The 25,639-nt window shown below is 61.3% G+C and carries 24 protein-coding genes; 21 read left to right on the forward strand and 3 right to left on the reverse strand.

What is annotated here, in order from left to right:
• Nucleotides 1-33 precede the first annotated feature (33 nt).
• Nucleotides 34-1,320, reverse strand: a complete 1,287-nt coding sequence (locus AC4CWF_RS12255; RefSeq protein WP_491281934.1) for an Nramp family divalent metal transporter — start codon at nucleotides 1,318-1,320, stop codon at nucleotides 34-36.
• A 204-nt stretch (nucleotides 1,321-1,524) separates the two neighbouring features.
• Between AC4CWF_RS12255 and AC4CWF_RS12260 the strand changes: the two genes are divergently transcribed.
• On the forward strand, nucleotides 1,525-2,568 hold the full coding sequence (locus AC4CWF_RS12260; protein ID WP_491281935.1) for an aldo/keto reductase: 1,044 nt from the start codon (nucleotides 1,525-1,527) through the stop codon (nucleotides 2,566-2,568).
• 3 nt (nucleotides 2,569-2,571) lie between these two features.
• Here the strand turns inward: AC4CWF_RS12260 and AC4CWF_RS12265 are convergent, their stop codons facing one another.
• On the reverse strand, nucleotides 2,572-2,934 hold the full coding sequence (locus AC4CWF_RS12265; protein ID WP_491281936.1) for a hypothetical protein: 363 nt from the start codon (nucleotides 2,932-2,934) through the stop codon (nucleotides 2,572-2,574).
• A 242-nt stretch (nucleotides 2,935-3,176) separates the two neighbouring features.
• Between AC4CWF_RS12265 and AC4CWF_RS12270 the strand changes: the two genes are divergently transcribed.
• From AC4CWF_RS12270 to AC4CWF_RS12295, 6 genes are all read left to right on the forward strand, one after another.
• Complete coding sequence (locus AC4CWF_RS12270) at nucleotides 3,177-4,064, forward strand: RTX toxin (RefSeq protein ID WP_491281937.1); 888 nt, start codon at nucleotides 3,177-3,179, stop codon at nucleotides 4,062-4,064.
• 284 nt (nucleotides 4,065-4,348) lie between these two features.
• Complete coding sequence (rpsF, locus tag AC4CWF_RS12275; protein ID WP_491281938.1) at nucleotides 4,349-4,822, forward strand: 30S ribosomal protein S6; 474 nt, start codon at nucleotides 4,349-4,351, stop codon at nucleotides 4,820-4,822.
• Nucleotides 4,823-4,844: 22 nt separating this feature from the next.
• Complete coding sequence (gene rpsR, locus AC4CWF_RS12280; protein WP_491281939.1) at nucleotides 4,845-5,093, forward strand: 30S ribosomal protein S18; 249 nt, start codon at nucleotides 4,845-4,847, stop codon at nucleotides 5,091-5,093.
• A 142-nt stretch (nucleotides 5,094-5,235) separates the two neighbouring features.
• Complete coding sequence (locus AC4CWF_RS12285) at nucleotides 5,236-6,201, forward strand: DUF2232 domain-containing protein (RefSeq protein ID WP_491281940.1); 966 nt, start codon at nucleotides 5,236-5,238, stop codon at nucleotides 6,199-6,201.
• Nucleotides 6,202-6,259: 58 nt separating this feature from the next.
• Entirely contained in the window at nucleotides 6,260-6,841 is a 582-nt protein-coding gene (gene rplI, locus AC4CWF_RS12290) for a 50S ribosomal protein L9 (RefSeq protein ID WP_491281941.1), read from the forward strand.
• 247 nt (nucleotides 6,842-7,088) lie between these two features.
• Complete coding sequence (locus AC4CWF_RS12295) at nucleotides 7,089-8,585, forward strand: replicative DNA helicase (protein WP_491281942.1); 1,497 nt, start codon at nucleotides 7,089-7,091, stop codon at nucleotides 8,583-8,585.
• Between the two features lie 77 nt (nucleotides 8,586-8,662).
• Here the strand turns inward: AC4CWF_RS12295 and AC4CWF_RS12300 are convergent, their stop codons facing one another.
• Nucleotides 8,663-10,597, reverse strand: coding sequence for a methyl-accepting chemotaxis protein (locus AC4CWF_RS12300; protein WP_491281943.1), 1,935 nt, complete (start codon nucleotides 10,595-10,597; stop codon nucleotides 8,663-8,665).
• 759 nt (nucleotides 10,598-11,356) lie between these two features.
• On the opposite strand from AC4CWF_RS12300, the gene alr reads away from it, so the two are divergent.
• The 14 genes from alr (at nucleotide 11,357) to rarD (ending at nucleotide 25,627) form a co-directional block, all read left to right on the forward strand.
• A complete protein-coding gene (gene alr, locus AC4CWF_RS12305) occupies nucleotides 11,357-12,499 on the forward strand; it encodes an alanine racemase (RefSeq protein WP_491285380.1) in 1,143 nt (380 codons plus the stop codon).
• A 52-nt stretch (nucleotides 12,500-12,551) separates the two neighbouring features.
• Nucleotides 12,552-12,842, forward strand: a complete 291-nt coding sequence (locus AC4CWF_RS12310; protein WP_491281944.1) for a type II toxin-antitoxin system ParD family antitoxin — start codon at nucleotides 12,552-12,554, stop codon at nucleotides 12,840-12,842.
• Nucleotides 12,843-12,909: 67 nt separating this feature from the next.
• Nucleotides 12,910-13,155, forward strand: coding sequence for a type II toxin-antitoxin system RelE/ParE family toxin (locus AC4CWF_RS12315; protein WP_491285383.1), 246 nt, complete (start codon nucleotides 12,910-12,912; stop codon nucleotides 13,153-13,155).
• A gap of 6 nt (nucleotides 13,156-13,161) precedes the next feature.
• Nucleotides 13,162-14,565: a DNA repair protein RadA gene (gene radA / locus AC4CWF_RS12320; protein ID WP_491281945.1), complete on the forward strand. Its 1,404-nt coding sequence runs from the start codon at nucleotides 13,162-13,164 to the stop codon at nucleotides 14,563-14,565.
• A 130-nt stretch (nucleotides 14,566-14,695) separates the two neighbouring features.
• On the forward strand, nucleotides 14,696-15,286 hold the full coding sequence (locus AC4CWF_RS12325; RefSeq protein WP_491281946.1) for a CvpA family protein: 591 nt from the start codon (nucleotides 14,696-14,698) through the stop codon (nucleotides 15,284-15,286).
• A 178-nt stretch (nucleotides 15,287-15,464) separates the two neighbouring features.
• Nucleotides 15,465-16,955 (forward strand): amidophosphoribosyltransferase, encoded by a 1,491-nt coding sequence (gene purF / locus AC4CWF_RS12330; RefSeq protein WP_491281947.1) that lies wholly within the window; start codon nucleotides 15,465-15,467, stop codon nucleotides 16,953-16,955.
• Between the two features lie 53 nt (nucleotides 16,956-17,008).
• Nucleotides 17,009-17,749 (forward strand): SDR family NAD(P)-dependent oxidoreductase, encoded by a 741-nt coding sequence (locus tag AC4CWF_RS12335; RefSeq protein WP_491281948.1) that lies wholly within the window; start codon nucleotides 17,009-17,011, stop codon nucleotides 17,747-17,749.
• Nucleotides 17,750-17,796: 47 nt separating this feature from the next.
• Nucleotides 17,797-18,684 carry a DMT family transporter gene (locus AC4CWF_RS12340; RefSeq protein WP_491281949.1) on the forward strand — a complete coding sequence of 296 codons (888 nt, stop codon included), beginning with the start codon at nucleotides 17,797-17,799 and terminating at the stop codon, nucleotides 18,682-18,684.
• A 253-nt stretch (nucleotides 18,685-18,937) separates the two neighbouring features.
• Nucleotides 18,938-20,497, forward strand: coding sequence for a cysteine--tRNA ligase (gene cysS, locus AC4CWF_RS12345; RefSeq protein WP_491281950.1), 1,560 nt, complete (start codon nucleotides 18,938-18,940; stop codon nucleotides 20,495-20,497).
• A 332-nt stretch (nucleotides 20,498-20,829) separates the two neighbouring features.
• On the forward strand, nucleotides 20,830-21,312 hold the full coding sequence (locus AC4CWF_RS12350) for a GFA family protein (protein ID WP_491281951.1): 483 nt from the start codon (nucleotides 20,830-20,832) through the stop codon (nucleotides 21,310-21,312).
• A complete protein-coding gene (locus AC4CWF_RS12355) occupies nucleotides 21,309-21,779 on the forward strand; it encodes a GFA family protein (protein WP_491281952.1) in 471 nt (156 codons plus the stop codon). The genes AC4CWF_RS12350 and AC4CWF_RS12355 overlap by 4 nt, the downstream gene beginning before the upstream one ends.
• A gap of 27 nt (nucleotides 21,780-21,806) precedes the next feature.
• Nucleotides 21,807-22,766: a prolyl aminopeptidase gene (gene pip / locus AC4CWF_RS12360; RefSeq protein ID WP_491281953.1), complete on the forward strand. Its 960-nt coding sequence runs from the start codon at nucleotides 21,807-21,809 to the stop codon at nucleotides 22,764-22,766.
• Between the two features lie 210 nt (nucleotides 22,767-22,976).
• A complete protein-coding gene (gene cimA / locus AC4CWF_RS12365) occupies nucleotides 22,977-24,593 on the forward strand; it encodes a citramalate synthase (protein WP_491281954.1) in 1,617 nt (538 codons plus the stop codon).
• Nucleotides 24,594-24,715: 122 nt separating this feature from the next.
• Entirely contained in the window at nucleotides 24,716-25,627 is a 912-nt protein-coding gene (rarD, locus tag AC4CWF_RS12370) for an EamA family transporter RarD (protein ID WP_491281955.1), read from the forward strand.
• Nucleotides 25,628-25,639 lie beyond the last annotated feature (12 nt).

Genomic DNA, 25,639 nt, shown 5'->3' on the forward strand with positions numbered 1-25,639 from the left:
GCGGCCAAGTCAAGGCCGGGCACCATTTCCGCCCTATGCGATGAGCCCGATCACCTCGTTGATGCACAGGACAATGAACAGAAGAGCGGCAATGCCGAGCAGTCCGTTCGACAGCCAGCCGCTGCGCCACTCTGCCGGAACACGCGACGAATTCAACAGCCAGATCAGGGTCAGCGCCAGAAACGGCATGAAGAAGGCGCCGAGCGCACCATAGATGATTACGAGCAGGAACGGGCGGCCAAAATAAAGCAGCACCATCGGCGGGATGGTCAGCCAGAACAGGTAGAAGCGGAAGGCCGGCGTCTTCTCAAGACCGGCCCGCGTGCCGGTTTCGCCCTGGATATGGTTACGCACGAAATCGGCAAACAGCAGGGATACGCCGTTCCACACGCCAAGAATGGACGAGACGGACGTGGCGAAGAAGCCGACGAGAAACAGTTTCGACACGAAGGGGCCAAACCTCTCCTCCAGCACCCGGTCGAGATCAAGCAGGCCGCGGTCACCTGAAGAAAGGGCAATTTGCGCGGAATAGAGCATTTCGGCGCCGATGATCAGCATGGCGATGACAAAAATGCCGGTGACGACATAGGCGACGCGGTTATCAAGCCGCATGACGCCCATCCAGGCCGGCGTGCGCCACCCCTTGGCGTTCACCCAATAGCCATAGGAGGCCATGGTGATGGTGCCGCCAACGCCGCCGATGAGGCCGAGCGTATAAATAGCCGAGCCTTCCGGGATGGCCGGGATGAGACCGGTCAGCGCGTCGCCGATATTGGGACCCACCATGATGGCCACACCGACGACGATGACGAACATGATGCCGATCAGCACCTTCATGACGTTTTCGAACATTTCGTAGCGATTGAGCGCCACGAAACTGGCGCAGGCCAGACCGGAAATCATCGCCCAGGCCCAAAGCGGCAGGATGGGAAACAAAGCAACCAGCGGCAGCGCCGTGGCGCTCATTGCCGTTGCGCCATAGACGAAACCCCAGACGAGGATGTAGATGCCGAAATACCAGCTGGTCCAGCGGCCGAGCGAGCGCCAGCCGTCGAGCATGGTCGAACCGGTGGCGAGATGATACCGCGCCGACCCTTCAGCCAGCGCAATCTTGACGATACAACCGATGACGGCGGCCCAGAGCAGCGCATAACCAAACCGCGATCCGGCAATCAGGGTGGCCACAAGATCGCCGGCCCCGACACCGGTGGCGGCTGCCACGATGCCGGGACCGATGAGCTTCCACTGCCCCCGTTTCGGCGGCTCGCCGGCGTCCCTCACCTGTTCGCCCATCCCGCCCGGTTTCGTCACATCCGTCATCCAGTCCTCCCATCCTCTTCAAAAGGCCACGCTTTTGGCTAAAAAAGACAGAATGTTCCCGGGCAGGATTGGTTGCATGAACCGGCCGGCTCATGCTTTGCCGCGCAATAGCGGTATTCCGTGCTTGTTTGTCTTGCGTTGCAGCAAAACCGGCCTACATTCGCCTCGCTTTTCACCACAGCCTGCCAGGACGGGACCGCTCTCATGAAATTCAAGACACTCGGCCGCACGGACATCTCCGTGTCCGAAATCTGCCTCGGGACGATGACCTGGGGTTCGCAGAATACTGAAGTCGAAGCCTTCGAGCAGATGGATTACGCGCTCGATCACGACGTCAACTTTTTCGATACGGCTGAACTTTACCCCACCACGCCTCTCTCTCCGGAAACCTATGCCGATACGGAACGGCTGATCGGCAACTGGTTCGAAAAGACCGGCAAACGCGACAAGGTGGTGCTGGCCACCAAGGTCGCCGGTGCCGGCCGCCCCTATATTCGCGGCGGCGCGCCGATCACCGCAAAGGCCATTCACGAGGCGGTGGATGCGAGCCTTTCGCGCCTGAAGACGGATTATATCGATCTCTACCAGGTCCACTGGCCGAACCGCGGCCATTTCCATTTCCGCGGCGCCTGGGGCTATAACCCCTTCAACCAGGACAAGACGCAGACACTGGACGAGATCACCGAAAAGCTGGAAGCGCTCGGCGATTGCGTGAAGGCCGGAAAAATCCGCGCCATCGGGCTTTCCAACGAAACCACCTGGGGCACGCAGAAATTCCTGACGCTGGCTGAACAGAAAGGCCTGCCGCGGGTTGCCACCGTGCAGAACGAATACAGCCTGCTCTACCGCCACTTCGATCTCGACATGGCGGAAATGTCGCATCACGAGGATGTCGGGCTTTTGGCCTATTCGCCGCTCGCCGGTGGCATTCTCTCGGGCAAATATCTCGATGGGCAAAAGCCTGCGGGCTCGCGCGGCTCGATCAACGGCAATATCGGCGGTCGGCTGGTGCCGGAACAGGATGCGCCGACGCGGGCCTATGTGGAGCTTGCCAAGGCCCACGGCCTCGACCCGTCGCAGATGGCGCTCGCCTTCTGCCTGACGCGGCCGTTCATGGCGGCGGCCATCATCGGCGCCACGTCGATGGAGCAGTTGAAGCTGAACATCGGCTCGGCGGATATCACGCTCTCCGACGAGGTGATGACGGCAATTGCCGCCATTCACCGCCAGTATCCAATGCCGATCTGACCTTCAGACGTGCGCTCGCCGGGCCGCTTCGGTGGCCCGGTGCTCGCCTTCCGCACGCCACAGCCCGGGCACGGCGCTCCAGACTGGCACCTCATCCGTCAAAAAGCCGAAGGAATGGCCGGTGCCGATCTTCGGAAAGACCCGCATCGCCTCCAGATGGGCCGCGGACCCGCGATAGGCGCTCATCGCAGCGCGGTCTTTCCAGACGGAAAGCGTATGCTGGACACCATCGATCCGGCGCGCATCCACCGACAGATTGCCCGGCGCAGTCTGGGCCTGGCGCATCGAACCAAGGGCATGCCACCAGAAACGTGGCACCGTCCAGATGGACAAAGCGCGAAATCCGGTGATTGAAACGTAGACCATGGCAGGGGATCCGGTACGGACGGCAGATAATCACCCTCTACGCCACGACCCGTCGGCCGGACTTCTCACCTGTGCCAGAATCGCGCCTGCGGGTTGATGTTCATACGCTGGTAACGCCATCGGCAATCGCAGATCGCATCGGGTTCGAACATCCTGTTTAAGTGTCTGCTTAAGGCTTTGCCGATACCATGGCGGCAGAATGCGCTTGGCCTTTTGACCGGCGCGCGATCAAGGCGAACGAGATGAGCGCGATCAGCAGCTTCTTTTCCGGCGCAAACGCCGCCTATACCGTCGATACGCTGTTTTCGACGGCAAAACCCGTTTCCGCCGCTGGTACATCGTTACGCGCGCCCTTTGCCACGTCAGGGGGAACGGCAGCCCCCGAACAGACGGCCGGCCAAAAAGCGCTTGCCCGCATCGTCGAGATCCTCACCTTCGGCTCCCCGGATGCGACCGCCGCCCCTGATGTCGAGGAACAGCTCGGCTACATCACGTCTGCCCGTGGCACGGAGGCGGACGATACGCTGACGATGACCGGGCGCGCGCTCTATGATCTTGATACAGCGGCCGGTAATGACAGCCTGACACTCAAAAGCGCCAGCATATCCGGCATCGCGCTGGGCGATGGCAACGACACTCTGCAGGCGGCCGGCGGCTTCATCGGCTCCGTCGATGGCGGCGCGGGCGACGACACCATCAAGATCAAGGCGCAGCTGGCACTCGACGTCCTCGGCGGCGCGGGCAAGGACACGATCGCAGTCTCCGCCGACACCATCATCGGCCTTGATGGCGGTGACGGCGATGATACGTTGAACCTTGAAGGCAATCGCATCTTTGCAACCGGCGGCGCCGGCAACGACACCGTGACGCTTCGCCAGACCGGCTCCGATGCCGTGATGGACTATGCCTTCGGGCGCGGCGGGGGCAAGGATACACTTGCCAGCAACGGTCCGCTCTCCATCCGCTTCGATGGCCTGAGCGAACAGGATTTGAGCATTACCGTCTCCGGCAACACGCTGACGGCGCGTATCAACGGCAGTGAGGATGCTATTTCCGTCACGCTGGACGGCACATCACTGACGAGCCGCTTTGCCATTGAAAACGGCCGCACCGTTCTGAAGATCGGCTGATCTCTCCCCTGAAATTCCAGCCCTCCCCTTGCCTTTGGCGAAAATGCGCGTATAAGCCGGCCTGTTCGAACCGCCCGGTCTTCTGGCTGGTGGCTGTACGGAGGGCAGGCGCGCCGATAAGGCGTACCGCAGGAACCAAAAGGGTTCCGGTCTCCCGTGTCTCCGCTCTCGACCGTCTCGATCACACGCTTTTCTTGCCGGGGGCAACCCCATCCAAGACCAGTCGTTGAGGCTTAGCCGCCGAATTCCGGGCACACGACAACAGCAAGAAAGGCAAAGCTACCATGGCTCTTTACGAACATGTATTCCTTGCCCGGCAGGATATGTCCGCACAGCAGATCGACGCCCTGGTCGAACAGTACAAGGGTGTTCTGGAAGCAAACGGCGGCAAAGTCGGGCGCGTAGAAAACTGGGGCCTCAAGTCCCTGACCTACCGCATCAAGAAGAACCGCAAGGCTCATTACGCCCTGATGGACATCGATGCACCGGCAGCTGCCGTGCATGAGATGGAACGCCAGATGCGCATCAACGAAGACATCCTTCGCTACATGACGATTGCCGTCGAGAAGCACGAAGAAGGCCCGTCTGCCATGATGCAGAAGCGCGACCGTGACGACCGTCCGCGTCGTGATGGCGACCGTCCGGAACGTTCGTTCGGCGACCGCGATCGCGGCCCCCGTCCTGACCGTGGCCCGCGCGAAGATCGTGGTCCCCGTGAAGGTGGCTTCGAGCGTCGTCCGCGCGAAGACCGCGCGTAATTGAGCACAAGGAGAAAACACAATGGCTGATACATCCTCTGCTCAGGCACGCCGCCCGTTCCATCGCCGTCGCAAGACGTGCCCCTTCTCCGGCGCAAACGCTCCGAAGATCGACTACAAGGACGTCCGTCTCCTGCAGCGCTACATTTCCGAGCGTGGCAAGATCGTACCGTCGCGCATCACGGCCGTTTCCCAGAAGAAGCAGCGCGAACTGGCCCAGGCCATCAAGCGCGCCCGTTTCCTCGGCCTGCTGCCCTACGTCATTTCCTAAAAACAGCTTCGGGGAAGGCATTCGTGCCTTCCCCATCTCCCTTTCGCGTTGGGCGCGGATCGGAACTCCTTCTAAAACCCATGTTGGGGATAACGGGCTGAAAAGCCTCTCCCCTAACTGCTCGACAGCAGGACAGCGAGACGTGACCGGATTGAACCAGACAGTGCTGACCACCGGCATCCTTGCCGGCATTGCCGCCGCCCTGCTTGTGCTGGGCGCCAATGCGCAGCCGTCCTTTGCCTCCGTCCTCTACGCTTCCTCCGCCCTTCCCGTTCTGGTCGCCGGCCTTGGCTGGGGCAACCGCACTGCCATCATCGCGATCCTGACGGCCGCCGTCATCGGCGCTTTGCTGATCTCGCCGCTGTTTGCATTGGCGATGGCGATCTTCACGCTGATCCCGGCTGGCTGGCTGTCGCATCTTGCAAATCTTGCCCGTCCGGCCTCTGAACTCGGCGGCCCCGACGATCTCGTCGCCTGGTATCCGATCTCCGATATTCTCCTGCATCTCTGCGGCCTGGTCACCGTTGCGGTGATCATTCTGGGCGCCGTCATCGGCTACGGCCCGGAACTGACCAACCGCATGGTCGATGCCATGGTGGAAAACTTCAACCAGCAGAATTCCGCAATGGTTCCGGATGCAGCCGCCCTTGCGCAGACCAAGTCAATGATCGTGCTGATGCTGCCGCTGATCCAGGGTGGCATCTGGGTGCTGATGCTGTTTGCCGCTTTTTACTTTGCCGTGCGCATCGTCTCGCGGAGCGGCCGGGCGTTGCGTCCCCGCGAAGACATGCCGTCAGCACTGCGCATGAACCGCAACGCGATCTTCGTTTTCCTCGCCGGCATTGCGCTCACGTTCATCGGCGGCGTGCCCGCCATGGTCGGCGCCACCATCTGCGGCACATTCGGCGCCGGTTTCCTGATGGCAGGTTTTGCCGGCCTACATTTTCGCCTGAAGGACAAGGACTGGCGCCTGCCGGGCCTCATCCTCGTTTACCTCTCCACGCTGCTGCTGTTTCCGGTGCTCGCCATTCTCTTCGTTGGCCTCTCCGATACACGCCGCACCATCGCGCTCACCCCGACACGGACGCCGGACAAACCCGGTTCCTGATCAGGCCACAGATAGACTCGCATACAAACACACCGACTGACACTGAAAGGATATCCACATGAATGTCATTCTTCTTGAACGCATCGCCAAGCTTGGCCAGATGGGCGAAACCGTAAAGGTTCGCGATGGTTACGCCCGTAACTACCTGCTGCCGCTCGGCAAGGCCCTGCGCTCGAACGCTGCCAACAAGGCCCGTTTCGAAGCCGAGCGTTCCACGCTCGAAGCCCGCAACCTGGAACGCAAGTCGGAAGCCCAGACGGTTGCCGACGTTCTTAACGGCAAGTCCTTCATCGTCGTGCGCGCTGCCGGCGAAACCGGCCAGCTCTACGGTTCGGTTGCTGCCCGTGACGTCGTCGACGTTCTGGCTGCCGAAGGCTTCAACATCGGCCGCAACCAGGTTGACCTCAACAACCCGATCAAGGCCATTGGCCTGCACACGGTTGTTCTGCACCTGCATGCCGAAGTTGAAATCACCGTTGAACTGAACGTTGCCCGTTCGGCCGAAGAAGCTGAGCGCCAGTCGAAGGGCGAAAGCCTCACCTCGGCTGATGCCATCTACGGCATCGACGAAGACGCACTTCGTCCGGAAGATTTCTTCGATCCGGACGCCGACCGTGACGACGAAGGCGACGACGAATAAGATCAGGCCTTTTCGGCCCCGATCGAGCGCCCGGAGTTTTCTCCGGGCGTTTTTTTGTGCGTCCTGCTGTAAAATAGTCCCGCGCCATGGCGATTCGCACCGCTGGCAACAGTCAACCGCGAATCGCACGCATAACGAATATCGCTGCTCCTGGCCTGTGAATCCCTGTGGGTAGAGGATCGGGCCATTCCCCGCCTGCCCCGTGGGGACTAGGGTGCCCCGGCAACCGATGAAATGGATGATGTCGATGAATGAAGTAGCGCGCAAGCTTGGCAATGCCTCGCCGGCAGAGCCGCATTACCGCGAAGCCCCGAGCAATATCGAGGCGGAACAGGCTCTTCTGGGTGCGATCCTCGTCAACAACGATGCCTATTACCGGGTGTCGGACTTCCTGAAGGCCGTGCATTTCCAAGAACCGCTGCACCGCAAGATTTTCGAGGTGGCCGGCGATATCATCCGCATGGGCAAGATCGCCCATCCGGTGACGATCAAGACATTCCTGCCGGCCGATACCAAGGTCGGTGACCTCACGCTGGCGCAATATCTCGGCCGCCTTGCGGGCGACGCCGTCACCATCATCAATGCCGAGGATTATGGCCGCGCCATCTACGATCTGGCGCTGCGCCGCGCGCTGATCACCATCGGCGAGGACATGGTCAACATTGCCTATGACGCGCCACTCGACATGCCGCCGCAGACGCAGATCGAAGATACCGAACGGCGCCTGTTCGAGCTGGCCGAAACCGGCCGTTACGACGGCGGCTTCCAGGCGTTTTCCGATGCGGTGGCGCAGGCCATCGACATGGCCGGTCAGGCGTTTGAGCGCGACGGACATCTTTCAGGTATTTCGACCGGCATCATGTCGCTCGACAGCAAGATGGGCGGTCTGCAGCGCTCCGACTTGATCGTGCTTGCCGGACGCCCGGGCATGGGTAAAACCTCGCTTGCCACCAACATCGCCTACAATATCGCTGCCGCCTACGATCCGGAGGTTCAGCCGGATGGGTCCTACAAGGCCAAGAACGGTGGCGTCGTCGGCTTCTATTCGCTCGAAATGTCCTGCGAGCAGCTGGCCACCCGTATCATTTCCGAGCAGACGGAAGTTTCGTCGTCAAAAATTCGCCGCGGTGACATTACCGAGGCCGATTTCGAAAAGCTCGTTGCCTGCAGCCAGATGATGCAGAAGGTGCCGCTTTATATCGACCAGACCGGTGGTATCTCGATTGCCCAGCTTTCTGCCCGCGCGCGCCGTCTGAAGCGCCAGCGCGGCCTCGATTGCCTGGTGGTGGACTATATCCAGCTGATGACAGGGTCGGGCAAATCCGGCGAGAACCGCGTGCAGGAAGTCACACAGATCACCACGGGCCTCAAAGCGCTCGGCAAGGAACTCAACGTGCCGATCGTGGCGCTTTCCCAGCTGTCGCGTCAGGTGGAAAACCGCGAGGACAAGCGCCCGCAGCTCTCCGACCTTCGCGAATCGGGTTCGATCGAGCAGGACGCCGACGTGGTCCTCTTCGTGTTCCGCGAGGAATATTACGTAAAGAACCTGGAGCCGCGCGACATCAACGACCCGAAATACCCGGAATGGGAAGCGCTCATGGACAAGGTGAAGGGCACGGCCGACGTGATCATCGCCAAGCAGCGTCACGGACCGACCGGCACCGTCAAACTCGCCTTCCAGTCGGAATACACCCGCTTTGCCGATCTCGCCGACCCGAGCTTTACCCAATACGAAGAGCATTAAGCCTTCCAGGACCAGTCCAGCAAAAGGCCGGCGCCCTCTGGGTACGCCGGCCTTTTCATGTCGTCTGTTAGCTGAGATCAGAATTCCTGCCAATCGTTGCGATCAACGGCCAAGGCCGCATTGCCACGCATCGCACCGACGATCTTGCGGCCAAGTGCGTGAACCGGCGAGGCGACCGGGGCTTCGCTGGCCCGTGCAGGGCGAAGGGTCGCCGGCTGCTCAAGCGTGCTCAGCTTGAACTGCGCCAGCATCTGGTTGAGGGAGGCGACTTCCATCGATAGGCTATGGCTGGCGGCAGTGGATTCCTCCACCATGGCAGCATTCTTCTGGGTATCCTGGTCCATCTGATTGACCGCCGTGTTGATCTGCTGGAGGCCTGACGACTGCTCCTGCGCCGATTCGACAATGGCGAGCACATGCCGGTTTATTTCCTGCACCTCGCTCACAATCGTCTGCAGCGCACGCCCGGTTTCGCCGACGAGCTGTACGCCCTCCTTGACCTGACCGTTCGACGTGTTGATCAGCGACTTGATTTCCTTGGCAGCCGTCGCAGAACGCTGCGCAAGTTCACGTACTTCCTGTGCCACCACGGCAAAACCCTTGCCGGCCTCACCTGCCCGTGCCGCCTCGACACCGGCATTCAGCGCAAGAAGGTTCGTCTGGAAAGCGATCTCATCGATAACACCGATGATCGAGGAAATTTCGCTCGAGGACTTTTCGATCTTTTCCATGGCAACCACTGCCTGGCGCACGACATCACCGGACTGTTCGGCACCGGTACGGGCGCGGGCAACCAGTTCGCCGGCCTCCTGCGCACGCCTTGTGGAATCGCGAACCGTGGTGGTGATTTCCTCCAGCGCTGCCGCGGTTTCTTCGACGGCTGCCGCCTGCTGTTCCGTGCGTTTTGCCAGATCATCTGCAGAAGACTTGATCTCGTTGGTGCCGGCATCTATGCCGCGGGCATTCTTGGCAACCCGCGTCAGCGCCTCCTGCAGCTTTTCCGCAGAGCCGTTGAAATCGCGGCGCACGCCGTCGAGCTTTTCGACAAACGGGCTTGCGATGCGATAGGACACATCGCCTTCCGACAGATGCGACAGGCCTGCGGCCAGATTGTCGACGGCAAACTTGATGTTGGCGGCATCTTCGGCGGCAATCCGCTCGCGCTCCAGCCGCTCCGTTTCGGACAGGCTGCGATTGGCCTCCGCCTCGGCTTCCAGGCGCTGGCGTTCGATGGCATTGTCACGGAACACCGATACGGCCTTGGCCATGTCGCCCACTTCATCACGGCGCTCCAGGCCCGGCACATCGGCTGCCGTCTCGCCGTTGGCGAGTGACAGCATCCGGGTCCGCAGCCCATCGATGGGACGGGTGATGCCACGCGCGGCAACCAGCAGCGCTATCAGGATGCCGGCGGCAAAGATGATCCCGAGCGTAAGCAGGCTATAGAAGATCGCCGCATCGGTCTGGTCGGTCAGCTCACCCGATTTCGCCAGCATTGCATCAAGGCTTTTCTGGTTCCAGTTGCGGATATCGGCACGCAGGCCGCCGACAACAGGGCCTAGATCGATCAGCAGCCGGCGTGCCTCGTTGAAGCGACCCTGGCCGATGAAGCTGACAATTTGATCCGAGCGTGTGGTGACGTCGGCGATGCGGGCCGAAAACGCATCGATTTCGGCCGCCTTTTCCGGCGTCAGGTTTCGCGACACAGCAAGTTTTTGCCCGACCGTTTCGATATCCGTCTTATAACTTTGCACCAGATCGGAGACATTGCGCGACATTTCGGCCTGGATGAGCATCTGGCCGAGATCGGAAGACACAGCCACCAGCGCGATGTTGGCGCGTGCCATCTCGACGGCCACCACGGCGTCCGAGGCAATAAACTTTGAATAATCCGTATCAGCCGACTTGTAGCTATAGGCGACCGTGCCGACACCGGCGATGCCGACGAGGGAGAGTGGCAAGATGAGGGACAGGACCTTGGTGCGGATCTTGGCATGGGTCAGGAAGGACATGGGGTCTCCGATGATTGGGCAAAACGCTTAAACCGCTTCCTCTCATCATGAGACTTGCTGTGTTCGTGAGGTCCGGCCCATCATTGCCGGACAGATCCGCCGACAGCGCTCCATGAGAGCGATGCCCTGCGCCGAACGGGCACGAGGATTTAAAACCTGGTAGTTGCAGGGGTGGGAAAGCGGATGCAGACAATACATCCTGAAGCGACGGGACGATGCGCGCCCTGCCCTGTCATCAGCCTTCTACACTCTACAATCAGCCTGACGGTTCAAAAGCCTCGTCCAAGTGATCGGGATTTCCTATCCCAATTCTTGGACCGTTCGGGACGCTGAAATGAAGACGGGCGAAAAAGGTTCCGCGCATTTTTTTCAATTTTCCCATTTTCATCGTAAGGCATCCAAAATACATCCTCGCCGCGAAGATATGGATTGCACACGGTTTTTAGGGCGCAGCCTCTGGGTGAGAAGACTGTTATAACGCTGCAGCTGCAGCAACAGCCCGCACCTCGTGGCCGCGATGGAAACAATGTCGTGCAAGCGGGCGAAACCTCGTCTGCGATGTGAGGCGGCTGGAGTTTCGCCGGCGTGCGGCTGCGAAACATTGTGCATAGAGCCAAATTCTCGTGCTTCGTCATGGTCGCCATGAACAAAGGTGATAGTTTCCGGCCATGGCCCGAGAGGGCGCCGAACGGGATGATGCAGGCGATGACCGGATTTGACGAGAACCAGTGGGACGACGGCGAAGATGCAGGCCCGCAGATGCCGGTCGAGGATTTCGACGTCGCGCCACTACGCCTGACCGTCGATCTTGCCGCGCTTTCGGAAAACTGGCGCGACATGTCGCGTCTGTCCGGCCGTGCCCGCGCCGGTGCCGTCGTCAAGGCCGATGCCTATGGGCTCGGCATAGAAGATTGCGGCGCCACTCTCTATCACGCTGGCGCGCGGGATTTCTTCGTGGCGCTCGCCTCCGAAGGCGCGACACTGCGCGCATACGCGCCGCAGGCCCGTATCTTTGTCCTGTCGGGCATATGGCCGGGCCAGGAAGCGCTGTTTTTCGAAAACGATCTGGTGCCGGTTCTTGCCTCGCAGGAGCAACTGGCCTTCTGGATGTCGGTTCTGTCTGAACGCGGCGAACACCCTTGCGCCCTTCAAGTGGACACCGGCTTCAACCGGCTTGGCCTTTCGCCGGAAGATGCGATGGAACTGGCCGAGGATGTATCGCGGCCCGCAAGCTTTTCCCCCGTCCTCGTGCTTTCGCATCTCCATAGCGGCGATACGCCTGAAGCAAGCGCCAACCGCGCCCAGCTCGATCTGTTTCGCCGCGTCAGCGCCGCATTCGACGGCGTCGAGGCGAGCCTTTCGGCCTCTGCCGGCATTTTGCTCGGTGCCGAATACCATTTCGACCTGACCCGTCCCGGCATCTCGCTTTATGGCGGGGCAGCGGTGGGCGGCGTGGCAAACCCCATGCGACCCGTGGTCACGGCTGAAGCGCGCATCCTGCAGATCCGCGACGCAAAAGCCGGCGAAACGGTAAGTTACGGCGGCGCCCAGACGCTCTTGCGCGACAGCCGTTTGGCCGTCGCAAGCGTTGGTTACGCGGATGGTTATCTGCGCAGTCTTTCCGGTGCAGGCGTGCCGTTACGCCAGAACGGGTGCGAAGGCGCCGTCGGTTTTATCGCCGGGCACGCCGTTCCCGTTGTCGGGCGCATCACCATGGACATGACCATATTCGACGTGACCGACCTTCCCGCAGGCCTCATCTCCACCGGCGACTATATCGAACTGTTCGGCGAAAACCTGTCGCTTGACGCCGTGGCGCGCGCGGGCGGCACCATCGGTTACGAGCTCCTCACCGGCCTTGGCCTGCGCTACGAGCGCCGCTACCTCGACTCCTTGATTTGACCTCTGGTCAGCGGTCCCCGGCCGCGCTATAAGAGAACAAAAGGAGATCGAAATGACCGAGATCCAGCTGACAGAGGAAGATCGGGCCTTCATCGAGGCCAAGCTGCGCACCGGCGTCTACAAGAGCGCCGAGGATGTGCTGCGGGCAGGCCTTCGCTCGCTTGAGCGCGAGGAAAATGAAACGCAGGAACTGCGCCGCCTCGTCGGGCAAGGCCTGGACGACGTCAAGGAAGGCCGTGTGTATGAATACGCGTCGGCGTCCGGGCTGCTGCAGGACGTAAGGCAACTAGCCGCAGAAAAACCGAGACAAAAGAGGCAAGCCGCGAAGGGTAGCAGCTATTAAGCCCCGCCGGCTCCTCTGGACTGACACAGCGCGCGCCGATCTCGCCAGCATCTACCGTTATCTCGCGCTGGACAATGCGGACGCCGCCGATCGTTTGATTATGGGGCTGGAGGAAAAGGCGAGATCGCTTGCGGAAGGTGGCCTGAGCGGGCGCGGGCGCAGCGAACTGGGGGCGGATATCCGCAGCGTCGCCTATCGATCCCGCATTCTGTTCTTCCATGTGACGCCTGAGGTCATCACGATCCTGCGCGTTCTGCACGGCCACCAAAACCTCTCCTCCGACCTTTTTGCACAAGACCAACAAGAAGACTGACATTTCATGGCAAAGCCAAAAACCCAATTCGTCTGCCAGAACTGTGGCACGGTGCATTCCCGCTGGGCGGGCAAGTGCGATGGCTGCGGCGAATGGAACACCATCGTTGAAGAAGACCCGATGGGCGGTATCGGTGCCGGCCCCGGCAAGGTGCCGAAGAAGGGCCGCGCGGTGGCGCTGACCACGCTATCGGGCGAAACCGAGGAAGCGCCGCGCATTTTCACCGGCATCAGCGAACTCGACCGGGCGACCGGCGGCGGTTTCGTGCGCGGATCGGCGGTGCTGGTCGGCGGCGATCCCGGCATCGGCAAATCGACGCTGCTGATGCAGGCGGCCGCTGCCCTGTCGCGGCGCGGGCACCGGGTCATCTATGTCTCCGGCGAAGAGGCGGTGGCGCAGGTGCGCCTTCGCGCCCAGCGTCTGGGCGCTGCCTCCACAGACGTGCTGCTGGCCGCGGAAACCAATGTCGAGGATATTCTCGCCACCATCGGCGAAGGCAAACGGCCAGACCTCGTCATCATCGATTCCATCCAGACGCTGTGGAGCGACACCGCCGATTCGGCACCGGGCACCGTGACCCAGGTGCGCACCGGCGTGCAGGCCATGATCCGCTTTGCCAAGCAGACCGGAGCGGCCATGGTGCTGGTCGGCCATGTCACGAAAGAAGGCCAGATCGCCGGCCCGCGCGTGGTGGAACACATGGTGGATGCGGTTCTCTATTTCGAGGGCGACCGCGGGCACCATTACCGCATCCTGCGCACGGTGAAGAACCGCTTTGGCCCGACCGACGAGATCGGCGTGTTCGAAATGTCGGATATCGGCCTTCGCGAAGTGTCCAACCCGTCCGAACTGTTTTTGGGCGAGCGCAATTCGAAAGCGCCCGGTGCTGCGGTCTTTGCCGGCATGGAGGGCACGCGGCCAGTTTTGGTCGAGGTACAGGCGCTGGTCGCACCGACGTCGCTCGGCACGGCGCGCCGCGCCGTCGTCGGCTGGGATTCTTCGCGCCTGTCGATGATCCTTGCCGTTCTCGAAGCCCATTGCGGCGTGCGGCTTGGCCAGCACGATGTTTATCTGAACGTCGCCGGTGGCTACCGGATTACCGAGCCGGCCGCGGATCTGGCGGTGGCCGCAGCCCTCGTTTCCTCCCTTGCCAACACGCCGCTTCCGGCCGAATGCGTTTATTTCGGAGAAGTCAGCCTGTCCGGTGCCGTGCGCCCGGTCTCGCAGACGGCGCAGCGCCTGAAGGAAGCGGAAAAGCTCGGCTTTTCCTCAGCGGTTCTGCCCTCCTCGTCTGCCGAAATTCCGAAAGGCGGCAAGAGCCGCTGGAGCGAGATCGATGGGCTGCCGGATCTCGTCGTAAAAATAGCCGGTTCTGCGAAGAACCTGGGGAAACAGCCGGATGAGGATTGATCTTCCACCGGCGGGCTCGCTGTTGTAAGAGGTGCCGCAAAGGCGGGCCGCAAGGCATGTTCTTGCGCCCGTTCAGCCACCAGTGTACCCCTTGGCCTTAAGGCCGGGTCAGTCTTGGAGTAGACCATTTATGCCCATCACGATTTTCGACGGCATTGTCATCGGCGTCACCCTGTTTTCAGCAGTGCTCGCCATGGTGCGCGGCTTTTCGCGCGAGGTGCTGTCGATTGCCAGCTGGGCAGGCGCGATTGCCGCAGCCTATTACCTCTATCCGTTTCTTCTGCCCTATGCGAAGAACTACACGACGGATGACCGCATCGCGCTGGCCGGTTCTCTCGGCGTCATCTTCCTCATCGCGTTGATCATCATCACCTTCATCACCAGCCGCATTGCCGATTTCATCATCGACAGCCGCATCGGGGCGCTTGATCGCACCTTCGGCTTTCTGTTCGGGGCTGCCCGCGGCATCCTGCTTCTGGTTGTTGCCGTTGCCTTCTGGAACTGGCTGGTCGGCGTCCAGTCGCAGCCGGCCTGGGTCACTCAGGCCAAGTCCAAGCCCTTCCTTGATACGCTGGTCTCTCGTCTCGTAGCCGCGCTGCCGGAAAACGTCGAGCAGCAGGCGCGCGACCGCCTGCTCGGTCATGGCGAAAAAGCCCCCGCGACCGGAGCGGAACAGGCGCCGTCCGATGACGCTCCGGCAACCACGACGCCAAATAATTGACGCTTTGTAACCATTCCAAGGGAAGCCAAGCATCGCTATTTGTGATAAAACACAGCTTAGAAGGCCGGATGAGAGGATGAAGCGTTAACGCTCCCCGCCGGCCTCTTTCCGTTTCAACCGATAACACCCATATTCGCAACACACCCCGTTCCGAACCAGCCCCCAAGGACCTGCAGACATGAATCAGCCGGTTGCACATGATGTTTTTCTCGATCTGGATGGTGATACGCTGCATGAGGAATGCGGCGTGTTCGGCATTCTCGGCCATCCCGATGCGGCAACGCTGACGGCGCTTGGCCTGCATGCCCTGCAGCACCGTGGCCAGGAAGCGGCCGGCATCGTGTCCTTCGATGGCACGCAGTTTCATACCGAAAAGCATATGGGTCTGGTCGGCGACCACTATACCAACCCGGTGACGCTGGCGAAGCTTCCGGGCAATATGTCGATAGGCCACACGCGTTATTCGACGACCGGCGAAGTGGCGCTGCGCAACGTGCAGCCGCTGTTTGCCGAACTGGAAGTCGGCGGCATTGCCGTTGCCCATAACGGCAATTTCACCAACGGCCTAACGCTGCGCCGCCAGCTGATCGCCGGTGGCGCCATCTGCCAGTCCACCTCCGATACGGAAGTGGTGCTGCACCTGATTGCGCGCTCGCGTTATGCCTCCACCACAGACCGCTTCATCGATGCGATCCGCCAGATGGAAGGCGGTTATTCGATGCTCGGCATCACCCGCACCAAGCTGATTGCCGCGCGCGACCCCACCGGCATCCGCCCGCTGGTGATGGGTGAACTCGACGGCAAGCCGATCTTCTGTTCGGAGACCTGCGCACTCGACATGATCGGCGCGAAGTTTATCCGCGACGTGGAAAACGGCGAAGTGATCATCTGCGAGATCCAGCCGGACGGGTCCATCGAGATCGAATCGCGTAAATCCACCAACATGCAGCCGGAACGGCTCTGCCTGTTCGAATATGTCTATTTCGCCCGCCCCGATTCCGTCGTCGGCGGCCGCAGCGTTTATGTCGCGCGCAAGAACATGGGCATCAACCTTGCCAAGGAATCGCCTGTCGAAGGCGATGTCGTGGTGCCGGTGCCCGATGGCGGCACGCCGGCAGCGCTTGGTTATGCGCAGGAAAGCGGTATTCCCTTCGAATACGGCATTATCCGCAACCATTATGTCGGGCGCACCTTCATCGAACCGACGCAGCAGATCCGCGCCTTTGGCGTGAAGCTGAAGCATTCGGCGAACCGCGCCATGATCGAAGGCAAGCGCGTCATTCTGGTGGATGATTCGATCGTGCGTGGCACGACGTCGCTCAAGATCGTACAGTTGATCCGCGATGCCGGCGCGAAGGAAGTGCACCTGCGCGTTGCCTCGCCGATGATCTATTATCCGGACTTCTACGGCATCGCCACGCCGGATGCCGACAAGCTACTGGCCAACCAGTATGATGATATGGAAGCCATGTGCCGCTTTATCGGCGCCGATTCGCTGGCCTTTCTCACCATCGACGGGCTTTACCAGGCCGTTGGCGGCGAAGCCCGCAACAATGCCCGGCCGCAATTTACCGACCACTATTTCACCGGCGACTATCCGACGCGCCTGCTTGACAAGCATGGGGAACCGATGGGACGGAAAGTCTCGGTTCTCGCCAGCAACGGTTGAGGAGGACCGGCGAAGGCCAAGGCTTTCGCCGGCATGACGGGACGGAACGGGTAATGACGATTGATCTCAAGGGACGCATTGCGCTGGTGACCGGCGCCTCGCGCGGCATCGGTTATTTCACGGCACTGGCTCTGGCCAAGGCCGGCGCGCATGTGATTGCCTGCGCGCGCACCGTGGGCGGGCTGGAAGAGCTGGACGACGCCATTCAGGCGGCAGGCGGCACGGCAACCCTCGTTCCCTTCGACTTGACCGACATGGCCGCCATCGACAAGCTCGGCGCCTCGATCCATGAGCGCTGGGGCAAGCTCGATATTCTCGTGGCCAATGCCGGCATTCTCGGCGTGATCTCGCCTGTCGGCCATATCGAGGCAAAGGTTTTTGACAAGGTGATGCTGACCAATGTCACGGCGACCTGGCGGCTGATCCGCTCCGTCGAGCCGCTGCTGTTGCAATCGGATGCCGGACGCGCGCTCATCCTCTCCTCCAGCGTTGCAAATGATGCGCGCCCCTTCTGGGGTGCCTATGCCGCCTCCAAGGCCGCCGTCGAAATGCTCGGCCGCATCTGGGCTGCCGAAACGCAAAAGACGAAACTGCGCGTCATCAACGTCAACCCCGGCGCCACCCGCACGGCCATGCGTGCGCAGGCCATGCCCGGTGAAGACCCGGCAACGCTGCCGCATCCTTCCGAGGTTGCCGCAAAACTTCTGCCGCTCTGCGCGCCCGACATGACGGAAACCGGCCGGCTTTTTGTTGTGCGCGACAATAAATTCCTCGATTACCGCCTGCCGGAATAATCCGGCCGTCCGTTTCCTTCGCCCTCCCTTTAGCGGAATTTCCCCGCATGCGCCCCCGTGACATTGCCGCCTATGTGTTTCTGGCTCTCGCCTGGGGCCTTTCCTTCGTGCTGCTGTTGAAAGTGGTGGCGGCATTCGGCTGGGTGGGGGCCGTCACCTTCCGTTGCTTCATCGCCGCTGCCATCCTTGTCATCCTCGCACGCAGCACAGGCCGAAAACTGTCGTTTCCGGCAAGCTGGATACCGCTTGCCGTGGTGGGTGCCACGACCGTTGCCGGGCAGTTGATCGGGCTGTCCTATGCGGCGCCGCGCATCGGCACGGCAATGGCGGCGATTTTCGTTGCCTCCATTCCGCTGTTTTCCATGGTGATTGCGCAGGTCTGGGGGCTGGAGCGGATTACACCGGCGCGGGTCGCGGGCCTGCTGCTCGGCACGCTCGGCATTGTCATGCTGGTTGGTTTTCCAGCTGTGCCTGTCACCTTCGCCTTCGTGCTCGGCTGCCTTGCCATGGTGTTTTCCACCTTCTGCGCCGCCTTCGGCAGCAATTATGCGAGCCGCTTCCTCAAAGACACCGGCCCCTGGGAAGTCACCATCGGCGCGTTTCTGGCCGGCGGCGTCATTGCGCTGCCGCTGATATTTGTGGTGCCGGTGCCGGTTTCGCCGCAGCCGATCGATTACCTTTATCTCGTGGCGCTGGCGGGCCTGATGAGTTCGCTCACCTACGTGCTCTATTTCGGGCTTGTGGCCAGCATTGGCGCGACGCGGGCGATCAGCGTGGAATTTGCCGTGACCGTTGTCGCGGTGCTGGTCGGTGCGCTTATTCTCGATGAGCCACTGACGCTGATGCAGGTGGCGGGCGGCGCCGTCATCATTGCCGGCTGTGCGCTGGTGCTCGGCCTTCTGCCGGCCAAGGACAAGATCCCGCTGCAACCTTGATCATCCGCACCGCGCAAAGCGCCCGAACGAATATTTCGCTTTGGCGCCAGCCGACGAACAATTGCGCCTTGCCCTCCCCTTGACCGCGGCTTTGGCGCGCGCCATAACCGTGTCCATGAAAAACGGCCTCTGCATCATCTGCGGGAAAATTATTCGCTAGCGCACCGCTGGCCTGGCCGTTCTCGTCTCTCGAAATTCAAAGAAGACACAGGAACCGGGCCGGCGAGTCCATACCTGTTTCGGGAGAATTTCGATGAGCGACACGCTCAAGCTTTATAATACGCTGACCCGCGAGAAAGCGGAATTCCAGCCCATCGACCCCGAAAACGTGCGCCTTTATGTCTGCGGCCCGACGGTTTATGATTTTGCCCATATCGGCAATGCGCGGCCGGTCATCGTGTTCGACGTGCTCTATCGGCTGCTGCGCCACATCTACGGCGAAGATCATGTCACCTATGTGCGCAACATCACCGACGTCGATGACAAGATCAACGCGCGGGCGCTGCGCGATTTCGGCCCCAAAATCGCCGATGGCTCGATGAGCCTCAACGAGGCGATCCGTGGCGTGACCGGCACGACGGAAAGCCAGTTCAAGGCGGATGTGGCGCGCCTCGGCTGCCTTGCCCCGACGCACGAACCGCGCGCCACCGAAAACATTCCCCAGATGATCGCCATCATCCAGCGCCTGCTCAGCCAAGGCCACGCCTATGTGGCCAAGGGTTCGGAAGGCCACGAGGTGCTGTTTGCCACCGCCTCCATGGCCGATTACGGACAGCTTTCCAAACGCCGGCTGGAAGACCAGCAGGCCGGCGCGCGCGTGGCCGTGGAAGCCCACAAGATGAACCCGGGCGATTTCGTGCTGTGGAAACAATCGGCCGACACCGAACCCGGCTGGCCCGCCGATTTTACCTTCGAGGGCGAGACATTTGCCATCTACGGCCGCCCCGGCTGGCATATCGAATGCTCGGCCATGGCCGACCGATACCTCTGGGAAGAGATCAAGGACAGGCTTTCGCCCAAGGGCAAGGCGCGCCCGCACCAGTTCGATATCCACGGCGGCGGTCTGGACCTCATCTTCCCCCACCACGAAAACGAAATCGCCCAATCCTGCTGCGCCTACGACACCGACGTGATGGCAAGCGTGTGGATGCACAACGGTTTTGTGCAGGTGGAAGGCCGCAAGATGTCGAAGTCGGACGGCAATTTCGTGACGATTAACGAGTTGCTGGAGACGGACAATTTTGGCGGACGCAAGTGGCCGGGCGAAGTGCTGCGGCTGGCCATGCTGATGACGCATTACCGCGAGCCGATTGATTTTTCGGTGAAGCGGCTGGAGGAGGCGTATCAGATCAACTTCGGCTTTCACAATGTTATGCGTCGGCACGGGCCGGATACAGGTAATGTGATCCCCGAAGTTATCGCAGCACTTAACGATGACTTGAACACGCCTCAGGCCATACAAGCGATACAAAAAAGTAGCGCATCGGGCGAGGATCTGGCTGCATCGCTTTACTTCTTGGGCCTTGAAAATAAACAGCTGGCAAGCATCGTTGCGAATGTCCGCGCGCACCAAAAATCGGAAATCACCGGAGCCATTGAGCGCGCAGTCTTGGCTGTTGAGTTGAACGAACTGGGAATAGATTCAGAACATCTGGACGCGGCAGTGCAAGCACGCCTCGAACTCCTCAAAGCCAAGAACTTCGCCGAAGCCGACAAGATCCGCGACGAGTTGCTGGCCAAGGGGATCCAGTTGAAGGATGGCAAGGATCCGGCAACCGGCGAGCGGGTGACGACCTGGGAAGTGAAGCGGTAAATTCCGTCGACGGCGGAGACGGTGTGTGGTGGAGCAAGCTGCCCCCCTCATCCGCCTGCCGGCACCTTCTCCCCGAGGGGAGAAGGGGAATGTCGCAGCCGTCGAGGCTCTTCTCTTGGCGGCAGACTCGGGGCAAATGTTTACCGCTCTTGGCGGGAGGGCTCGGGGCCGATGTTTAACTCTCTAGGCGGCTGGCTGGGAGGGCAAATGTTTACCTCCCTTCTCCCCCGCGGGGAGAAGGTGCCGGCAGGCGGATGAGGGGGCGGCTTGCGCCATCACCAACCGCAAGCCGAAACGAAACGACACTGCGCAGACAAAAGGAGGCCGACAGCATGACCAAGATTCAGACCGGCGGATGCCAATGTGGCGCCATTCGTTTTCGCGTGAGCGGCCCCTTGAAGGATGCCTCGATCTGTCATTGTCGCATGTGCCAGAAGGCGTTTGGTGCCTATTACGCGCCGCTGGTGTCGGTTCGCGGCACAGACTTCGAGTGGACGCGCGGCGAGCGAAAAATCTTCCGGTCGAGCAATGTCGTCTCGCGCGGCTTCTGTGGCGATTGCGGCACGCCGCTCACCTATGAGGCGCCGGATGGTATGGCCATCGCGGCCGGTGTTTTTGACGATCCGGCAGCCTTTCCCCCGACCATGCAATTCGGCACCGAGGGAAAAATCGCTTTCGTGGACCATCTGCACGAACTGCCGGGGCATCCGACCGAGGAAGACCTCGAACAAGCGCCGTTCCTGTCTGACATCGTCTCCCACCAGCATCCCGACCATGACACGGCCGAGTGGCCAGAGATGGGAACGCAACCATGACCATGACAGGCGTGTTTACCGGCGGCTGCCAGTGCGGCGCGGTGCGGTTTCGGGCGGAAAAGCTCGGGCGTCCTTCGATCTGCCACTGCCGCATGTGCCAAAAACAATTTGGTAGCTTTTTCGGCGCCTTCGTCACCGCCGATCAGGCGCATCTGACCTGGACGCGCGGCCGGCCAAGCCTCTATCGATCCTCGGCCAAGGTAAAGCGCGGCTTTTGCAGCAAATGCGGCACGCCACTCGCTTACCTGCATCCCGGCGGCGTGGAGCTTGCCATCGGCGCGTTTGACCAGCCGGAAATGCTCGAGCCGCAGGTGCAGGTCAACCACGACAAGCGGCTACCGTGGATCGACCAGCTGTTCGACAAGCCGGCCCATACCAGCCCCGAAATGGAAGCCTTCTTCGCCTCCATCGAAAGCTACCAGCACCCCGACCATGATACGGACCAGTGGCCACCGGAAGACGAATGACCCGATTTCTTCAGCAGGACGCATGAGATGACCAACGAGTTGCGCACATTCTATCCCGAGATCGAACCCTATGAGACCGGCTTTCTGGATGTCGGCGATGGCCACCGCGTTTATTTCGAACGCGTCGGCACCAAGGGGGCAAAGCCTGCCGTGTTCCTGCATGGCGGCCCCGGCGGCGGCAGCGGGCCGACGCAGCGGCGGCTGTTTGATCCGGCACTTTACGATGTGATCCTGTTTGACCAGCGCGGCTGCGGCAAGTCCACGCCGAACGCTTCGCTGGAGGCGAACACCACCTGGCATCTGGTGGCCGATATCGAGCGGCTGCGCGAGATGATGGGCGTGGAGACATGGCTGGTGTTCGGCGGCTCCTGGGGCTCGACGCTGGCGCTGGCTTACGCCGAAACGCATCCCGAACGGGTGTCGGAACTGGTGCTGCGCGGCATCTACACGCTGACAAAGGCCGAACTGGACTGGTATTATCAGTTCGGCGTCTCAGAGATGTTTCCCGACAAGTTCGAGCGTTTCCAGGCGCCAATCCCTGAAGAAGAGCGCCACGAGATGATGGCCGCCTATCGCCGCCGCCTGACCGGCGAAGACCGCGCGGAACAGGTGCAGGCAGCGCTCGCCTGGAGCCTCTGGGAAGGCGAAACCATCACGCTTCTGCCTAACCCGGATTATTCCGGCCCGTTTGGCGAGGAAGAGTATGCGCTGGCTTTTGCGCGTATTGAAAACCATTATTTCGTCCATGCCGGCTGGCTGGAGGAAGGGCAATTGCTGCGCGATGCCTATAAGCTGAAGGACATTCCCGGCGTCATCATCCACGGCCGCTACGACATGCCCTGCCCGGCTAAATATGCCTGGATGTTGCACAAGGCCTGGCCGAAGGCGGATTTCCACCTGATCGAGGGCGCCGGCCATGCCTATCTGGAGCCCGGCATTCTCGACCAGCTGATCCGCGCGACGGACCGGTTTGCGGGCAAGAACTGAGACTGGAAGACCCCCTCTGGCCTGCCGGCCATCTCCCCCACAAGGGGGGAGAAACCGTGCCGCGCCGCCTTCTCCCGGATACGAGCAAGGGCGCTCGTGCCGTGGGGCGAACGGCAACCGTTCAGCTATTCTCCCCCCTTGTGGGGGAGATGGCCGGCAGGCCAGAGAGGGAAAACACGGCAAGACACTGCTGCCTGGGGAGGCACCGACATGACACGGGAAAAGATCCATCTCTTCGACACGACGCTTCGCGACGGCCAGCAGACGCCGGGCGTCGATTTTTCCGTCGAGGACAAGATCGCCATCTCCAAGCTGCTGGATGATTTTGGCATCGATTACGTCGAAGGCGGTTATCCCGGTGCAAACCCGACGGATACGGCGTTTTTCGCGGAAAAACGCACGCGCGCGGCCAAATTTACCGCCTTCGGCATGACCAAACGCGCCGGTGTCTCCGCCGCCAACGATCCGGGGCTGGCAGCGCTTCTGCAATCGAAAACCGATGCCATCTGTCTTGTGGCGAAAAGCTGGGATTATCATGTGCGCGTGGCGCTCGGCTGCACGAACGAGGAAAATCTCGGCTCGATCCGCGAGAGTGTGGCCGCCGTCATCGCGTCCGGGCGCGAGGCGCTGATCGATTGCGAACATTTCTTCGATGGCTACAAGGCCAATCCGGATTATGCGCTCGCCTGCGCCAAAACCGCTTACGAGGCCGGCGCGCGCTGGGTGGTGCTTTGCGACACCAATGGCGGCAGCCAGCCGCAGGAGGTGCGCGACATCGTGTCATCAGTGATCGCCGCCGGCATTCCCGGCACCTCGCTTGGCATCCACGCCCATGACGATACGGGACAGGCCATTGCCAATTCGCTGGCAGCCGTGGAGGCCGGTGTGCGCCAGATCCAGGGCACGCTGAACGGCATCGGAGAGCGCTGCGGCAATGCCAATCTCATCACCCTCATCGCCACACTGGCGCTGAAGGAAACCTATACCGACCGTTTCGAAACATCGATCGACCGCGACCGGCTGACCGGCCTCACACCGCTCTCCCACGCTTTCGACGAGTTGCTGAACCGCTCGCCGAACCACCAGTGCCCTTATGTCGGCGCTTCCGCCTTTGCCACCAAGGCCGGCATCCATGCCTCGGCGCTGCTGAAGGATCCGCGCACCTATGAACATGTGCCACCGGAAACCGTGGGCAATTTCCGCAAGGTCATGGTGTCGGACCAGGGCGGCAAGTCCAACTTCCTTAACGCGTTGAAGCGGCGCGGCATCGAGGTCGCCAAGGACGATCCGCGCCTCGACACGCTGATCACCATCGTCAAGGAGCGCGAGGCGGAAGGTTATGCCTATGAAGGCGCCGACGCGAGCTTTGAACTTCTGGCCCGCCGCACGCTCGGCACTATTCCGGAATTCTTTGCCATAGAAGGGTTTCGCGTCATGGTGGAGCGGCGTTTTGATGCCAATGGCCAGATGAAGACGGTTTCCGAAGCCGTGGTGCGCCTCGTGATCGATGGCGAACGGGTGATGTCGGTTGCCGAAGGCGATGGTCCGGTCAATGCGCTCGATCTCGCGCTGCGCAAGGATCTCGGCAAGTTCAACGCCGAAATCGTCGATCTGGAACTGGTGGATTACAAGGTCCGTATCCTCAATGGCGGCACCGAGGCGATCACCCGCGTCCTCATCGAATCCACCGATGGCGAGGGCACCCGCTGGTGGACGGTCGGCGTCTCCGAAAACATCATCGATGCCTCCTTCCAGGCGCTGGTCGATTCCATCGTCTACAAGCTGATGAAGAACCGCCACATGGCAGGAAGGCTTGCGGCGGAGTGAATTTTCAAGCGGCTTGCAGGGACAGCCCTGTCAGACCCACGAATAGATGCTTCAGCGAAATGAATTGGTCAGCGGCGTGCATCAGTCGTAGACGGGCCGCACTGACGTGAAGGAATGACATCATGGCGATCGAGACCGCTGCACCGAAAGCCCCGGCGGGCGATACGCCGCGCGGATTTGCCTATGCCTTTGCCGCCTATGCGTTCTGGGGCATCCTGCCGCTTTATTTGAAGGCGCTCGGTCATCTCTCGCCATTCGAGGTGCTGGCCCACCGGGTGGTGTGGTCGGTGCCGTTCGCGGCCCTCATCCTGCTCGTCACGCGCCGCTTCGGGGATATCGCAACGGCGCTGCGCTCCCCGCGCACCATGGTGATGGCGGCCGTCACGGCAACGCTGATTACCGTCAACTGGGTGACTTACGTCTACGCGGTCGGCTCCGGCCATGCAATCGAAGGCGCGCTCGGTTATTTCGTCAATCCACTGTTCAGCATCCTCCTGGGCGCCATCCTGCTCAAGGAACGGCTGGCGCCGGTGCAGATGGCTGCCATCGTGCTGGCATTCGCAGCCGTTGCCCTCTTGACCTGGGACGCCGGACGCCTGCCCTGGATTTCGCTGACGCTGACCTTCAGCTGGGGTGCCTATTCCTTCCTGCGCAAGACGCTGCCGGTCGGCCCCAACCAGGGCTTCTTCCTCGAAGTGGCGATCCTGTCGGTGCCAGCCCTTCCCTATATCATCTGGATGGAAATGAGCGGTGCCGGCCACCTCACCCACGGCACCACGACCGATGCCTGGCTTCTGGCCGCTGCCGGCCTTGCCACCGCGGTGCCGCTGATGATCTATGCCAATGCGGCCAAGCTTTTGCGGCTCTCGACCATCGGCATCATGCAATATCTGACGCCGACGATCATTTTCCTCATCGCCGTCTTCGTTTTCCACGAACCGATGAGCCCGTTGAAACTGTTTGCCTTCTCGCTGATCTGGGTGGCGCTTGCGATGTACACCTGGTCTATGCTGCGCGCCTACCGCGCCCGCTGATAGAGGATCCTT

Source organism: Neorhizobium sp. PAMB6630 (assembly GCF_058242775.1).

What these genes read in the sequence shown, in the direction of transcription:
- AC4CWF_RS12340 (WP_491281949.1), top strand. Translation starts at nt 17,797, where the DNA reads ATGCGCCCCCGTGACATTGCCGCCTATGTGTTTCTGGCTCTCGCCTGG.
- AC4CWF_RS12255 (WP_491281934.1), bottom strand. Translation starts at nt 1,320, where the DNA reads ATGACGGATGTGACGAAACCGGGCGGGATGGGCGAACAGGTGAGGGAC.
- alr (WP_491285380.1), top strand. Translation starts at nt 11,357, where the DNA reads ATGCCGGTCGAGGATTTCGACGTCGCGCCACTACGCCTGACCGTCGAT.
- rarD (WP_491281955.1), top strand. Translation starts at nt 24,716, where the DNA reads ATGGCGATCGAGACCGCTGCACCGAAAGCCCCGGCGGGCGATACGCCG.
- rpsF (WP_491281938.1), top strand. Translation starts at nt 4,349, where the DNA reads ATGGCTCTTTACGAACATGTATTCCTTGCCCGGCAGGATATGTCCGCA.
- AC4CWF_RS12350 (WP_491281951.1), top strand. Translation starts at nt 20,830, where the DNA reads ATGACCAAGATTCAGACCGGCGGATGCCAATGTGGCGCCATTCGTTTT.
- AC4CWF_RS12270 (WP_491281937.1), top strand. Translation starts at nt 3,177, where the DNA reads ATGAGCGCGATCAGCAGCTTCTTTTCCGGCGCAAACGCCGCCTATACC.
- AC4CWF_RS12265 (WP_491281936.1), bottom strand. Translation starts at nt 2,934, where the DNA reads ATGGTCTACGTTTCAATCACCGGATTTCGCGCTTTGTCCATCTGGACG.
- rpsR (WP_491281939.1), top strand. Translation starts at nt 4,845, where the DNA reads ATGGCTGATACATCCTCTGCTCAGGCACGCCGCCCGTTCCATCGCCGT.
- AC4CWF_RS12355 (WP_491281952.1), top strand. Translation starts at nt 21,309, where the DNA reads ATGACCATGACAGGCGTGTTTACCGGCGGCTGCCAGTGCGGCGCGGTG.
- purF (WP_491281947.1), top strand. Translation starts at nt 15,465, where the DNA reads ATGAATCAGCCGGTTGCACATGATGTTTTTCTCGATCTGGATGGTGAT.
- AC4CWF_RS12295 (WP_491281942.1), top strand. Translation starts at nt 7,089, where the DNA reads ATGAATGAAGTAGCGCGCAAGCTTGGCAATGCCTCGCCGGCAGAGCCG.
- AC4CWF_RS12310 (WP_491281944.1), top strand. Translation starts at nt 12,552, where the DNA reads ATGACCGAGATCCAGCTGACAGAGGAAGATCGGGCCTTCATCGAGGCC.
- radA (WP_491281945.1), top strand. Translation starts at nt 13,162, where the DNA reads ATGGCAAAGCCAAAAACCCAATTCGTCTGCCAGAACTGTGGCACGGTG.
- pip (WP_491281953.1), top strand. Translation starts at nt 21,807, where the DNA reads ATGACCAACGAGTTGCGCACATTCTATCCCGAGATCGAACCCTATGAG.
- cimA (WP_491281954.1), top strand. Translation starts at nt 22,977, where the DNA reads ATGACACGGGAAAAGATCCATCTCTTCGACACGACGCTTCGCGACGGC.
- AC4CWF_RS12300 (WP_491281943.1), bottom strand. Translation starts at nt 10,597, where the DNA reads ATGTCCTTCCTGACCCATGCCAAGATCCGCACCAAGGTCCTGTCCCTC.
- cysS (WP_491281950.1), top strand. Translation starts at nt 18,938, where the DNA reads ATGAGCGACACGCTCAAGCTTTATAATACGCTGACCCGCGAGAAAGCG.
- rplI (WP_491281941.1), top strand. Translation starts at nt 6,260, where the DNA reads ATGAATGTCATTCTTCTTGAACGCATCGCCAAGCTTGGCCAGATGGGC.
- AC4CWF_RS12260 (WP_491281935.1), top strand. Translation starts at nt 1,525, where the DNA reads ATGAAATTCAAGACACTCGGCCGCACGGACATCTCCGTGTCCGAAATC.
- AC4CWF_RS12335 (WP_491281948.1), top strand. Translation starts at nt 17,009, where the DNA reads ATGACGATTGATCTCAAGGGACGCATTGCGCTGGTGACCGGCGCCTCG.
- AC4CWF_RS12325 (WP_491281946.1), top strand. Translation starts at nt 14,696, where the DNA reads ATGCCCATCACGATTTTCGACGGCATTGTCATCGGCGTCACCCTGTTT.